Here is a 13,111-nt window from a genome sequence, read left to right as displayed (position 1 = left end):
TTAGCCACGTCAACGCATCGACGCAACTAAACTACCAGCAATTATGCAATCTGGTAAATACGAGCTGTCCCTATTGCCAATTCGCCTGGTCAACAGCACGTTTTCGCAGTTCATCTGGGTCCGGACCAGCAGTAAGAATCCCACGTGACATATTGGGATAAAACTGCCCAACTCTCTTCCCCGCGATCTCACGAACGTCGTTAAAGCTAGCCCCTTGTGCGCCAACGCCTGGCATAAGGACTGGCCCAGTAAACCTCGAAAGATCAAGCGCGTATGAGAGCGTCGCCCCCACCACAATCCCCACATCTGAACGGTGCGTGCTATTCAGCGCCTCACAGGCATCAACCATCTGCTGCGCAATTGTTACACCGTCTATCTGTTGAGATTGGAACTCCTGCGCCTCCGGGTTCGAGTTAGCAGCCATAACAAATACTCCTTTCCCATACTCGAAGGCAGTGTTGATTGCAGGGGCAAGGGAACCAACGCCAAGAAACGGAGTCAGCGTGAGGGCATCCACTTCTAGGGGCGATCCCGGTCGAAGCCAAGCGTCGGCATACCCTTGCATTGTCGAACCGATATCCCCTCGCTTCGCATCTGCTATCACAAGCGTTCGTGACTCCCGGAAGCGTTGAATGAGTCGCTCTAGGACGCCGAAGCCTGCGGATCCAAATCGTTCATAAAACGCGACCTGTGGCTTGACCACAGCTGCATGGCCAGCAAACGCCTCAACGCAGGCATCGGAAAACGCGGCAAGGCCATCTACGGTATCTGGGAGACCCCACTGCTCAAGGATCTGTGCATGCGGGTCGATGCCCACACACAGCTGCCCGTGTTCACGGGCAGCACTGTGCAAGTCGAGCGCAAAGGACACGGCTACTTATCTCCGTTCTCAGTCCGAGTTTCGGACTCAAGTTCCTGAAGGCTCATGACAGCGATTTCATTGTCACGAAGCGCTTCGATACCTTGGACCGCGGCGGTAACGCCCTGAACTGTCGTCATGAGTGGTACGCCGTGTGCAACGGCTGCGGCGCGGATATCGTATCCGTCGTGGCGTGCACCTGAAGATCCTGCGGGCGTGTTCAGAATCAGGTCAATCTCACCATCGTTAATGCAGTCGACGATCGATTTGCCTTCCGCCCCGTTTCGGACGTCTGAGGCCTTCAATACGATCTCGCAAGGGATCCCATTCCTTCGCAGCATTTGGGCTGTGCCGCCTGTAGCCAGAATCTTGAATCCCATTGTGGAAAGGCGCTGAATTGGGAAAATCAGGGTTCTCTTGTCACGGTTAGCGACAGAAACGAATACTGTGCCTTCCGTCGGAAGTGCGCCAAAGGCTGCTGCCTCAGCCTTCGCGTAGGCAACTCCGAACGACGGCGCTAAGCCCATCACTTCGCCAGTCGACTTCATCTCTGGACCAAGGATGGTGTCGAGCATCGCTCCGTCCGGCCGACGGAAGCGGTTGAACGGCAACACGGCCTCTTTCACTGCGATTGGGTGATCAAGTGGCAGCGAGCCACCGTCGTAGTCACTCGGGATCATCTCTTCGGCCTTCAGCTCTGCGATGGTCGCACCCATCATCACACGAGCAGCCGCCTTGGCTAGGTGTACGCCGGTCGCCTTCGACACGAAAGGAACGGTTCGCGACGCACGCGGGTTGGCTTCAATGACGTAGAGGATGTCGTCTTTCAACGCGAACTGTACGTTCATCAGACCAGTAACACCGATACCGTGCGCCAACGCCTCTGCAGAACGACGCACCTTTTCAATGTCCTCTGGCCCAATGGTCATCGGAGGCAGTGCACAAGCCGAATCGCCGGAGTGGATGCCGGCTTCCTCGATGTGTTCCATGACGCCACCGAGGTAGACGTCCTTACCATCCGACAGCACGTCGACGTCGATCTCAATTGCGGAATCCAGGAAGCGGTCAACAAGCACAGGGTGATCCGGCGAGAGTTCGGTTGCGCGATTGATGTAGTCTTCAAGGCTTTGCTCGTCGTAGACAATCTCCATGCCTCGGCCGCCCAGCACGTAGGAAGGACGAACAAGGACGGGGTATCCAATCTCATTTGCTACTCGACGTGCCTCTTCGAAAGAAACGGCGGTACCGTACGCTGGCGCAGGCAGTTTGGCAGCGTCGAGCACCTTGCCAAACTCGCCGCGGTCTTCCGCGGAATCGATGGCCTCGGGGGTAGTTCCGACTACCGGTACCCCGGCGTCAGCGAGTCGCTGCGCGAGCCCGAGTGGCGTCTGACCACCCAACTGCACGATAACCCCTGCAACCGTGCCAGACAGAGACTCAGCGCGATAGATCTCCATGACATCTTCGAAGGTCAGAGGCTCGAAGTAGAGCCTGTCAGCCGTGTCGTAGTCAGTGGAAACGGTCTCCGGGTTGCAGTTGATCATCACTGTCTCGTAGCCAACCCGCGAGAGCTCCAGCGCGGCGTGGACGCACGAGTAGTCAAACTCGATGCCTTGACCGATGCGATTCGGGCCTGAGCCCAGGATCAGCACCTTCTCCTTATCGGAGGAGGCGACCTCAGACTCTGCCTCCGGATCCCATTCGTACGCGGAGTAATGATACGGCGTCTGCGCTTCGAACTCACCCGCGCAAGTATCAACGGTCTTGTATACAGGGTGGACACCAAGAGACCACCGGAGTGATCGTACGCCATCTTCGCCGGCTAGCTCAGGGCGAAGCGCGGCAATCTGTGCATCAGAGAGCCCGAAAACTTTCGCTTCGCGGAGCAGCTCAGCGTCGAGAACGGGGGCGTCGATAAGCGCCTGGCGGAACTCAACGAGCGCTGCCAACTCAGCGAGGAACCACGGGTCAATCCCACTGGCTTCGTAGACCTGCTCGATGCTCGCGCCCAAGCGCAGCGCGAGTTCAACATCGTACATGCGCTTATCGGTCGGGACGCGCAGATCCTGGAGGACAGCATCCACATCATTCTCACGGCCTTCAGCAAAGTAGCTATCCGGCTTCGTCCAGAAACCGTTCGGCTTCTCTTCCATTGACCGCATGACCTTATTCAAGCCTTGGATGTAGTTGCGCCCAATGCCCATTGCTTCGCCAACAGCCTTCATCGAGGTGCCCAACGTCTCGTCTGATCCAGGGAACTTCTCGAACGTAAAGCGAGGCATCTTGACGATGACGTAGTCGAGCGTCGGCTCAAACGCGGCTGGGGTCACCCCGGTGATGTCGTTTTGAATCTCATCCAGCGTGTAGCCAATAGCCAGCTTGGAGGCGATCTTTGCAATCGGGAAGCCCGTCGCCTTCGACGCAAGAGCCGAAGAGCGAGAGACACGTGGGTTCATCTCAATTGTGATGATGCGCCCGTCAGTTGGGTTCACCGCGAACTGAATATTGCAGCCACCCGTATCGACGCCCACTTCGCGGATAATGGCGATACCCTGATCACGCATGGTCTGAAACTCCCTATCCGTCAGCGTCATAGCCGGCGCGACGGTGACAGAGTCACCTGTGTGGACACCAAGCGCATCAACGTTCTCGATTGAGGCGACCACTATGACGTTGTCATTGCGGTCGCGGACAAGCTCAAGCTCGAACTCTTTCCAGCCGAGAATAGACTCCTCGATCAGCACATTTGCCTCCGGGGAGGCGTCAAGTCCTCCACCTGCGATGCGGTCAAGGTCCTCCATGGTGAACGCGAGACCAGAGCCAAGACCGCCCATGGTGAAGGAAGGACGGACAACGACCGGAAGCCCAAGCTCCTGGACAGTCTCGTGGACTTCACCCATCGAGTAGCACACGCGTGAGCGGGCAGATTCACCGCCGATCTTCTCGACGATGTCCTTGAACTTCTGCCGATCCTCACCGCGCTCAATTGCATCGATGTTTGCGCCAATAAGCTCCACGTTATGCTTTGCCAGGATACCCTGGCGCTCAAGTTGGATCGCTGCGTTCAAGGCAGTTTGACCGCCGAGCGTTGGCAGAATCGCATCGACTGGATGCCCCTGCTCTGCTTCACGGGCCAAGATCATGTCGATGTAGCTTGGGTCAATCGGCTCAACATAGGTGTGATCCGCAAACTCCGGGTCCGTCATGATCGTTGCCGGGTTCGAGTTAATGAGTGTGACTCGTAGACCTTCTTCCTTCAGGACGCGGCACGCCTGCGTCCCCGAGTAATCAAACTCGCACGCCTGGCCAATAACGATTGGCCCGGAGCCAATAACCATCACATGGTTGATATCTTCGCGCTTCATTGTGTGAATCTCCTCTAATGCTGGTTACTGGTTGTTCGGGCTCTTCGAGTCCATCAACGAGATGAACTGGTCAAACAGCGGGTTCGCATCGTGCGGTCCGGCGGCTGATTCGGGGTGATACTGCACGGAGTACGCCATGTTGTTGTCCAATGCCACGCCTTCGACGGTGCCATCGTTCAGGCAGACATGTGTGATGGACGCCGGGCCGAAATCTGTCTCGAATGTGTCGCCTTCCTTGCCGCGGAGGGCAAAACCGTGATTTTGGCTCGTGATATCAATCTTTCCCGTGCGCAGGTTCTTCACCGGAACGTTGACTCCCCGGTGGCCATAGCGCAGCTTGTATGTCTCGAGGCCAAGCGCACGACCTAAGATTTGGTTACCGAAGCAGATCCCGAAGAACGGAATCTCAGCAGCGATAATATCGCGAACAATCGCCACCATTTCGTCTGCGGTGGATGGGTCTCCTGGACCGTTCGAGACGAACACACCATCCGGTCGGTACTGTTCAATATCCTTTAGCTGAGTATTTGCCGGCACCACGACGGTCTCAATGCCCCGTTGTGCAAACTGCATAGGCGTAGCAGTCTTAATACCCATATCGTAGGCGACGACGGTGTAACGCTTCTCGCCTTCAGCGGGGATAGTGTACGGCTGCTTCGTCGAGACCTCTTCGCTGAGGTCTGCCCCAGCCATCGCAGGCTGCTCGTTCACCAGCTTCACTAGCTCATCGACTGGACGCTCGGTGTCTTCACTGACGAAAACTCCTGCCGCAATAGAGCCGTGATTGCGGAGATGACGCACCAGAGTACGGGTGTCCACCCCGTAGATGCCCGGGATACCTTCGTTTTCCATCTGTTCTGCAAGGCTGCGCTTTGCGCGCCAGCTCGAGTGCACGGTGGAAAGATCGCGGATCACAAGGCCAGCAGCCCAGATCTTGTTGTCGTGGGACTCATTGTCTTCGTCGTTCCAACCGGTGTTGCCGATCTGTGGGGCTGTAAGGGTCACGATCTGCTTGTGGTAGGACGGGTCAGTCATCGTTTCCTGGTACCCCGTCATCGCGGTGCTAAACACTGCCTCTCCGAAGACCTGCTTCTTCGCCCCAAATGAGAAGCCTCGAAAAACCTTTCCGTCGCCAAGCACGAGAAGCGCTGGGATACGTTCATTAACCATATTGTTTAGGTCCTTTACTCGTTATCAGCTTGGTACGTAATAGCTCCACGCAGCATCGTCATTTTGACCTGCGCATTGAACTGCATTCCCTCGTATGGTGTGTTCGAGGCTTTCGACGCCAACTCTTCCGGCTCTACCGTCCACGGCGAATTAGGGTCGACCAAGGTGAGGTTTGCTGGTTCGCCAGCAGTAATCGGTCTCCCCTGGTCCTCCAGCCTCAAAATCTCAGCTGGTCTCTCACTCATTACCTTTGCGACGAACCGCCAGTCCGCCAACCCCGCTTCAACGAAGACACGCGCGATGATTGCCAGCGATGTCTCGAGCCCCAGCATGCCTGGCTTCGCGTGTTCAAACTCCACACACTTTTCTTCCGAACCGTGCGGGGCATGGTCCGTCGCAACTACGTCAATAATCCCGTTCAGCAAAGCGTCACGAAGCGCAATTGTGTCTCTGTGCTCACGCAGCGGCGGGTTTACCCGGAAGTTTCCGTTAAACGTTTCCAGCTTCTCATCTGTCAACAGCAGATGGTGCGGTGTAACCTCCGCCGTAATCTTTGAGGAATGCTGCTTCGCCAGGCGCAAGAGCTGAACAGTTCCTTCCGTCGAAGCGTGGCAGACGTGGAGACGTCCGCCGTAATCGCGCGACATGATCATATCCCTGGCGACAATCGATTCTTCAGCTACGCGCGGCCATCCACGAAGGCCCAGCTTCGCAGCCATTGGCCCTTCGTGAGCGCTGGCGTCTTCAGTCAGACGGTGATCCTCGGCGTGTTGTGCGAGCAGCACATCATATGCTTTCGCATATTCAATTGCGCGCCGCATGATTTGTGGATCGTTCACGCATTTTCCGTCGTCCGAGAACATACGAACATGGGACTTCGACATCAATCCCATCTCGGTGAGCTGCTTGCCCTCAAGCCCTTGCGTGATAGATCCAACCGGGTACACGTCACACTTACCGTAGCTTTGCCCCTTGTTCCACACCGCTTCAGCAAGGAATGGTTGGTCAATCACCGGCCGCGTATTAGCCATCGTAAACACGGCTGTAAAACCGCCCTTCGCAGCTGCGTCGGAACCTGTGGCGATGGTTTCCGTATCTTCCCTGCCCGGCTCACGGAGGTGGACGTGCATGTCCACCAGGCCAGGCAGCAGCACCCAACCCTGACCATCTAGTACTTCGTCAGCCTTCGAGGTATCGACGTCTTCCCCTACCGAAGCAATCTGCCCATCTTTGATCAGGACGTTTACGGTGGATTCGCCGTATGGCCGAACGTTTGTCAATGCAATTACTGACATTTCTAGCTATCCTCTCCAGCCAACAAAGCGAACAGCACAGCCATTCGCGTATAAACACCATTTGAGACCTGCTGCAGTACAGCAGTATTTTCGCGGTCTGCAACATCAAAGTTGATTTCCATACCGCGCAGCATTGGGCCCGGGTGCATGATGATGGCGCCAGGTTTCATTTGCTGTGCTCGCTGTTTGCTGAGTCCGAACAGCGTGGCGTACTCGCGGTGCGATGGGAAAAACCCGCCATGCATACGCTCTGCCTGAACGCGCAGCATCATTACAACGTCCGCGTCTGGAATCTCGGCATCAAAGTCGTAGCTGATACGGCATGGCCAGTACTCCGCCCCAACTGGCAACAGGGTTGGTGGTGCAACGAGTACGACATCCGCGCCAAGCTTCGACAGCAGTTGCACGTTGGAGCGTGCGACCCTTGAATGCAAAATATCGCCGACAATGATGATTTTCTTGCCGGCGATTTCACCAATCTTCTGACGCATCGTTACCGCATCAAGGAGCGCCTGCGTCGGGTGCTGGTTCTGGCCATCGCCCGCATTGACGACAGATACATTAGGAACCCAGTCAGCAATGAGTTTCGCTGCTCCAGACGATGGGTGGCGAACGACAATGGCGTCAGCGCCGACTGCAGCGATCGTCGAGGCCGTATCCTTCAGCGACTCGCCCTTCTTCACGGAAGAAGAGGACGCAGAAATATTGATGACGTCAGCGCTCATCCACTTACCTGCAGTCTCGAATGAGGAGCGCGTGCGCGTTGAATTCTCGTAAAACAGCGTGAAGATCGTACGTCCACGCAGCGTTGGTAGCTTTTTAATCTCGCGACCCTCGAGGGTTTCTCGGAACCGATCTGCCTCATCCATGATGAGGTGAATGTCGTTAACGCTGAGATCGTCGATCGAAATCAGGTGCTTCATTCGGTGGTGACCTCCTTGGTCAGCGTCACCGCATCGATGTCATCAATTGGGGTCAGAGACACCGTGACATCTTCAGCAATGGCGGTTGGAATGTTCTTGCCAACGTAGTCGGCGCGAATTGGTAGTTGGCGGTGTCCACGATCAACTAGGACTGCAAGCTGAATAGTGCGTGGTCGACCAAGATCTCGCAACGAATCGAGTGCCGCGCGGATGGTCCGACCGGAAAACAAAACATCATCTACGAGGATTATCGTTGCGTTATTGATCTCAACCGGAATGTTCGTCGGCATTAGCGCCCTATGAGGCTTGTCTCGGAGATCGTCTCGGTACAGCGTAATATCCAGGCTGCCTACGGGGACGGTGATCCCGGTAAAAGACTGAATCGCATCCGCGATCCGCTCTGCTAGTGGCACTCCCCCCGAAGGAATACCCAATAGGACTGGAGTGTCTGAAGACTCCGAATCAAGCGCATTCTTTTCAATGATCTGGTGCGCGATGCGTGCAATTGTTCGCTCAACGTCACGCTCATTTAATAGCGCAGACGTCACGCGTTGCTTGTCACTCATCGAACCTCCTTCCCCGCCTCGCTGTGCGGAATTTAAAGGATGTCGAAATTGGTATTTGTCTATGCTGAGACTGGTCAGAATTTTAGCACCTTCACAAAGGCGTCTCGCTATATCAGTCAATAATTCTCTTCACTAGATTGCTCGCTTCCCCTATACAGGTGTACCCGCCAAGTTTTCTGAGGATTCCGCATAGGTAGTTGGCCGACGAATGATTGGTAGGGTTGGAACAATGACGACGCAACAAATCCCTGACCAGCCCAGTCCGGTTTCGCTTGCAGATGTTGCAGCCATTTTTGAAAATGAGGACCTTGAGTACCGCATTGAAGAAAATATTTTGCGAAGCGGATTCGTCAACTGCGCGACTGTGTGCGCTTTGGATGATAGTTATCTGATTTTCGAATCCATTTGGCGCGGTGCTGTGCCACAAGAAATGGCTTCACACTTGCTCTTGGCAATGAACGAACATAACCAAACCCATTTTGCGCCAACCTTGCGTTTCTTCGAAAACGAAACAGGAAGCGATGCACCATCGCTGGCGGTGAGCGCAATCCGTACGACAGACGTCACAAACGGGTTAACACCAGATCAATTGGGCGCATTTATCGTCACATCGATCGAATCAACACTGCAGGCTTTTGATTTTCTGGAAACGTCATTTCCCACGTTAGTGAACTGGAAGGACCCCCACGTTGAGCACTAGTACTTCTACACCCCAGGTAACGATCGAACGCATCATTGAACAAATGCGGGGTCACGGCATCGAACTGTCCGATGATCCGACAGGGCGCGTCGCGCATGCAAACCTGAATGATTTCCATGTCTTGTTTGTACTCCTGGACACCGTGTTGATCGTCCGCGCCGATGCCGAAACAGACGTTCCTTCCGACTCCACAGATCCCTCACTCTATCTCGCCGCGAACCAGACGAACTCTTCGCTGCTCGGTTGCCGCGCGGTTGTGGCAAACAGAGGGGAGACACTAGTTGTCCGTTCTGAAAGCGAGATACACGTTGCCGCGGGCATGACCGATGAACAACTTTCGAGTGCTCTCCGCCGTAGTGTCGACCAGGTGCTCTATGCACAAAATATGATGAAAGTGCTATCAGAAACGATCGCTGAAGCCGCTCAACGCGGAAACTAAAAAGTGGGAGGCAACGCGTTGATTCGTTGCCTCCCACTTTTTACAACGGAAAACTCGTTAAGCTTCCTCGCCCTCCTGACCGTCAGCAGGTTCTTCTGCGTGAGTCTGAGACATTGGAGCATTTTCAGATTGCGATTGAATTACTCCGTCGAGCACCGCGTGGATATACGGCGCCGCTTTCGCGCCTGAGTACTGCGTAGCTAATTCAGCCGCATTCGAGATCGTGATTGGGGCATCAACCTCTGCGTTGAACAGGATCTCCCAGATACCTACGCGCAAGATCTGCCGATCCACTGCGGGGATTCGATCCAACTCCCAATCGCTGCTGAGAAACTTCTCGATTGCGTCGTCAATATCATCGAGCTGAAGGGCCACGCCCTCCACGATGGTCCGGGTATACGGAGCCACCGGGGCAATTTGATTCAGCGGGTTCTGAGACAGCGTCTCTCGGTCTTCGACAATAGCAACCGGGTCGATGTCTCTAGCTTCGGCTTCAAAGAGGATATCGACGGCTCTACGACGCGCACGGTATCGTGCGCCATGGCGTTTGAAATTCTCCATTAGTTGTTCACACGCGAAAGGTATTCACCAGTACGCGTATCAACCTTCACTACATTACCGGTCTCAAGAAACAGTGGGACCTGAATTTCGGCGCCGGTCTCCAGGGTTGCAGGCTTGGTGCCACCGGTGGAGCGATCGCCCTGCAGACCCGGCTCGGTGTGCTCGACCTTGAGATCGACCGAGATCGGTAGTTCTGCAAACAGTGCGTCGCCCTCGTAGAACGAGACCTGGACATGCATGTTTTCCAGCAGGAACTTTGCGGCATCACCGAACTTCTCTTCTGGAAGCTCGAACTGCTCAAAGGTCTTGTCGTCCATGACCACGTAGTTGGTTCCGTCGTTGTACAGGTAGGTCATGTCACGGCGGTCAACCGTTGCCGTGTCAACCTTAACGCCAGCGTTCCAGGTCTTGTCCACGGTTTTGCCGGAGACAACATCCTTCAACTTAGTACGAACGAAAGCTGGGCCTTTACCGGGCTTCACATGCTGGAACTCAACAATCTGCTGGAGTTTCCCATCTACCAACAGAACCAAACCGTTTTTAAAATCAGCAGTAGTTGCCACTTGAAGCCTTCCTTCTTTCTAACAATAGATGTGCTCTCGCAATCACAATTATGCTACAGCACGATGAGTTCCTTGGGGAACTGGGTGATAATACGTGGTGCACCGCTGGTGATAATCAGGGTGTCCTCAATTCGGACACCTCCCTTCCCAGGAACGTAAATACCCGGTTCGATGGTCAAGGTCATCGATGGTTCTAGCTCTCCAGTGCCAGTCAGCGCCGCGTATGGTCCCTCGTGCACATCCAACCCGATACCGTGACCCGTCGAGTGCACGAAGTATTCGCCGTAGCCCGCGTCTTCAATGATGCTTCTACATGCTTTGTCTACGTCGACTAACTTCGCACCTGCAACAGCCGCCTCGACACCTGCTTGCTGGGATTCACGAGTAACCTCGTAGATTTCGCGGAGAAACGCAGAAGGTTCCCCCACCGCAAATGTTCTTGTCATGTCGGAGTTGAACCCTGCACGGTACATTCCGAAATCAATCGTGACAAAGTCACCGTCTTCGATCACGCGGTCAGAGGCACCATGGTGCGGCTTAGCCGAATTCAAACCCGACGCGACAATCGTGTCAAAGCTCGGGCGATCAGCGCCAAGCAATCGCATCCGGTATTCCAAGTTGGCAGCGACTTGGCGCTCTGACTGTCCTGCTGCGAGCTCACCGGCGTCAACTAGTTCGCGAAGCGCTGTCGATGCCAGCTCCGCGGCCTCAGCCAAGCGTTGAAGCTCCAGTTCATCTTTCACTAACCGAATTCCCTCGATTTGTTGCGCGACAGGCACCAACGTCACTCCTTCAGGACAAGCCTGCTTCAGAGCCTCAAGCTGCGATGCACTGACATAGTCTGCTTCGTACCCAACGCGGTGGCCCTCCACAACTACGCTCAGCAGTTCGGTGGCGACTTTTCGAGTGATAGTTGCCTCGATATCAGGAACTTCTTCTGCGACCTGCGTCGCGTATCGCCCGTCTGTTGTGATACGAGCTGAGCAGTCTTTGGAGATCAATAGCGCACCATTGGAACCAGAGAACCCAGACAAGTAACGGACATGCGTCAAATGGGTTACTAACATGTCGTCGATCCGGTGACCAGCTAAAAGAGACGCCAGCTTACGGCGCCGGTTTTCAAATCGAGTATCTGCTAAACCCATTGGGACTCCTTCAAGTCGTTGATAAATACTTGCATTGCAAGCTCGTAACCTTCCAGACCAAGACCGGCAATTACGCCACGCGCTAACGGCGACAAATACGAATGATGTCGGAAGGCCTCACGCGAGAAAATATTCGAAATGTGCACCTCCACAAACCCCGGACCGTCTCCCAACTCAACAACAGCATCGCGCAGCGCCACTGATGTATGCGTAAAACCGCCCGGATTAATGATGACAGGCCATTTATTGTCAGCCGCCTCGTGCACCCAATCGATCAAGTCGCCCTCGTGGTTGGACTGACGAACCTCAACATCCACGCCTGCCGCTGTAGCCTTGCTCTGCAGCCGCTGTGTGAGTGTCTCCAAGGTTTCGGCGCCATAGATTTCGGGCTGCCGCTTGCCGAGTCTATCCAAGTTTGGTCCGTTGAGAACAAGGATCATCATCGCGCTAGTCCCCCATCATGGCTTCGTAAGCAGCACGCATCTCTTCTTTGGTGGCATCTTCGATTCGTGTACAAGAACCGATACCATCGAGTACCACGAACCGAATGTGCCCGTTCTTATTCTTCTTATCGCGGGTCATTCCCTCATAGAGCTCATCGAACACGCCATGTTCGTAGCGCGTTGGCAACCCAGCCGCTTCAAGGATCGTACGGTGTAGCGAAACAACCGATTCGTCGATAAGTCCTCGCTGCAGCGCAAGGTACGCAACGAACATCATTCCCACAGCAACAGCATTTCCGTGCCGCCAACGATACTGCTCGCGTCGCTCGATTGCATGACCAAGCGTGTGCCCATAGTTCAAGATTTCACGGAGCCCCGACTCTTTGAGGTCCTTGGAGACAACGCCTGCTTTGACAGCGACAGAGCGCTCGATGAGCTCAGGCCAGTGACGAGAGGCACCCTCCTGAAATAGATCCAAAATCTTTGGGTCAGCGATAAAACCCGTCTTGATCAACTCCGCGGAGCCAGACACGATCTCTTCTTCTGGAAGGGTGTACACGCGTTCCAAGTCGATGAAGACGCCCTTCGGCTCATGAAATGCACCGACCAGGTTCTTACCTTCCGCTGTGTTCATCCCAGTCTTCCCGCCTACTGCGGCGTCCACCATTGCTAGCAATGTAGTTGGGACATGCACGACGTCAATGCCACGCATCCAAGTAGCAGCGATAAATCCACCCATATCAGTTGCTGCACCGCCGCCCACAGTGACCACGGCGTCCTGCCTCGAGAAACCGGCACGCCCAAGAACATCCCAAAGTTCACTTGCAACCGCAATGCTCTTGCCGTCCTCCGCATCAGGGACGGCCGCCAGGTGGGGGTCAATGTTATTGTTTTCTAAGTCTTGCGCGATACTTCGTGCAACGGCAGCTAGCGGAGGCTGATGCACGATCAGAGCCTTTCTCGCCCCGAGCGCCTGCACGTGATTACCGACCATCATAGTTGTGTCGTGGTCGATGAAGACCTGATACGGCTGGGGCCCACAAACATCCACTACTGCCATGACTTGCCTCTCTTGTCTCTAG

General features: G+C 55.0%; 13 protein-coding genes. 2 read left to right on the top strand and 11 right to left on the bottom strand.

The features are described 5' to 3' along the window. Positions 1-70: 70 nt before the first annotated feature. The 6 genes from pyrF to pyrR are packed head-to-tail and all read right to left on the bottom strand — an operon-like array spanning position 71 to position 8,178. Positions 71-871, bottom strand: coding sequence for an orotidine-5'-phosphate decarboxylase (gene pyrF / locus BJP05_RS04735; RefSeq protein ID WP_070362404.1), 801 nt, complete (start codon positions 869-871; stop codon positions 71-73). 2 nt (positions 872-873) lie between these two features. After that, a complete protein-coding gene (gene carB / locus BJP05_RS04730) occupies positions 874-4,224 on the bottom strand; it encodes a carbamoyl-phosphate synthase large subunit (RefSeq protein ID WP_070362403.1) in 3,351 nt (1,116 codons plus the stop codon). Between the two features lie 24 nt (positions 4,225-4,248). Further along, a complete protein-coding gene (gene carA, locus BJP05_RS04725) occupies positions 4,249-5,394 on the bottom strand; it encodes a glutamine-hydrolyzing carbamoyl-phosphate synthase small subunit (RefSeq protein ID WP_070362402.1) in 1,146 nt (381 codons plus the stop codon). A 14-nt stretch (positions 5,395-5,408) separates the two neighbouring features. After that, a complete protein-coding gene (locus tag BJP05_RS04720; protein ID WP_070362401.1) occupies positions 5,409-6,689 on the bottom strand; it encodes a dihydroorotase in 1,281 nt (426 codons plus the stop codon). Positions 6,690-6,691: 2 nt separating this feature from the next. Beyond that, complete coding sequence (locus BJP05_RS04715) at positions 6,692-7,612, bottom strand: aspartate carbamoyltransferase catalytic subunit (RefSeq protein ID WP_070362400.1); 921 nt, start codon at positions 7,610-7,612, stop codon at positions 6,692-6,694. Next, positions 7,609-8,178, bottom strand: a complete 570-nt coding sequence (gene pyrR / locus BJP05_RS04710; RefSeq protein ID WP_070362399.1) for a bifunctional pyr operon transcriptional regulator/uracil phosphoribosyltransferase PyrR — start codon at positions 8,176-8,178, stop codon at positions 7,609-7,611. Before pyrR ends, BJP05_RS04715 begins: the two co-directional genes overlap by 4 nt. 229 nt (positions 8,179-8,407) lie before the next feature. On the opposite strand from pyrR, the gene BJP05_RS04705 reads away from it, so the two are divergent. After that, positions 8,408-8,878, top strand: coding sequence for a hypothetical protein (locus BJP05_RS04705; RefSeq protein WP_070362398.1), 471 nt, complete (start codon positions 8,408-8,410; stop codon positions 8,876-8,878). Next, positions 8,868-9,317 carry a YbjN domain-containing protein gene (locus tag BJP05_RS04700; protein ID WP_070362397.1) on the top strand — a complete coding sequence of 150 codons (450 nt, stop codon included), beginning with the start codon at positions 8,868-8,870 and terminating at the stop codon, positions 9,315-9,317. The genes BJP05_RS04705 and BJP05_RS04700 overlap by 11 nt, the downstream gene beginning before the upstream one ends. A 57-nt stretch (positions 9,318-9,374) precedes the next feature. Here BJP05_RS04700 and nusB read toward each other — a convergent pair whose 3' ends face one another. The 5 genes from nusB to aroB are packed head-to-tail and all read right to left on the bottom strand — an operon-like array spanning position 9,375 to position 13,089. Further along, a complete protein-coding gene (nusB, locus tag BJP05_RS04695) occupies positions 9,375-9,878 on the bottom strand; it encodes a transcription antitermination factor NusB (protein WP_070362396.1) in 504 nt (167 codons plus the stop codon). Continuing rightward, positions 9,878-10,441, bottom strand: coding sequence for an elongation factor P (gene efp / locus BJP05_RS04690; RefSeq protein ID WP_070362395.1), 564 nt, complete (start codon positions 10,439-10,441; stop codon positions 9,878-9,880). The genes nusB and efp overlap by 1 nt, the downstream gene beginning before the upstream one ends. Before the next feature lie 53 nt (positions 10,442-10,494). Further along, positions 10,495-11,586, bottom strand: a complete 1,092-nt coding sequence (locus tag BJP05_RS04685) for an aminopeptidase P family protein (RefSeq protein ID WP_070362394.1) — start codon at positions 11,584-11,586, stop codon at positions 10,495-10,497. Further along, positions 11,577-12,029 carry a type II 3-dehydroquinate dehydratase gene (gene aroQ, locus BJP05_RS04680; RefSeq protein WP_070362393.1) on the bottom strand — a complete coding sequence of 151 codons (453 nt, stop codon included), beginning with the start codon at positions 12,027-12,029 and terminating at the stop codon, positions 11,577-11,579. The genes BJP05_RS04685 and aroQ overlap by 10 nt, the downstream gene beginning before the upstream one ends. 4 nt (positions 12,030-12,033) lie before the next feature. After that, positions 12,034-13,089, bottom strand: coding sequence for a 3-dehydroquinate synthase (gene aroB, locus BJP05_RS04675; RefSeq protein ID WP_070362392.1), 1,056 nt, complete (start codon positions 13,087-13,089; stop codon positions 12,034-12,036). Positions 13,090-13,111: the final 22 nt, after the last annotated feature.

The sequence above is a fragment of the Corynebacterium sp. NML98-0116 genome, from assembly GCF_001767255.1.
Lineage (GTDB): Bacteria > Actinomycetota > Actinomycetes > Mycobacteriales > Mycobacteriaceae > Corynebacterium > Corynebacterium pseudogenitalium.
The sequence above is the reverse complement of the archived record's forward strand: the minus strand, read 5'-3'. Positions and strand labels throughout refer to the sequence as shown.

Coding starts and splice junctions, on each gene's coding strand:
- aroB (WP_070362392.1), bottom strand. CDS start 13,089: ATGGCAGTAGTGGATGTTTGTGGGCCCCAGCCGTATCAGGTCTTCATC.
- carA (WP_070362402.1), bottom strand. CDS start 5,394: ATGGTTAATGAACGTATCCCAGCGCTTCTCGTGCTTGGCGACGGAAAG.
- BJP05_RS04715 (WP_070362400.1), bottom strand. CDS start 7,612: ATGAAGCACCTGATTTCGATCGACGATCTCAGCGTTAACGACATTCAC.
- carB (WP_070362403.1), bottom strand. CDS start 4,224: ATGAAGCGCGAAGATATCAACCATGTGATGGTTATTGGCTCCGGGCCA.
- BJP05_RS04685 (WP_070362394.1), bottom strand. CDS start 11,586: ATGGGTTTAGCAGATACTCGATTTGAAAACCGGCGCCGTAAGCTGGCG.
- BJP05_RS04705 (WP_070362398.1), top strand. CDS start 8,408: ATGACGACGCAACAAATCCCTGACCAGCCCAGTCCGGTTTCGCTTGCA.
- BJP05_RS04720 (WP_070362401.1), bottom strand. CDS start 6,689: ATGTCAGTAATTGCATTGACAAACGTTCGGCCATACGGCGAATCCACC.
- aroQ (WP_070362393.1), bottom strand. CDS start 12,029: ATGATGATCCTTGTTCTCAACGGACCAAACTTGGATAGACTCGGCAAG.
- nusB (WP_070362396.1), bottom strand. CDS start 9,878: ATGGAGAATTTCAAACGCCATGGCGCACGATACCGTGCGCGTCGTAGA.
- pyrR (WP_070362399.1), bottom strand. CDS start 8,178: ATGAGTGACAAGCAACGCGTGACGTCTGCGCTATTAAATGAGCGTGAC.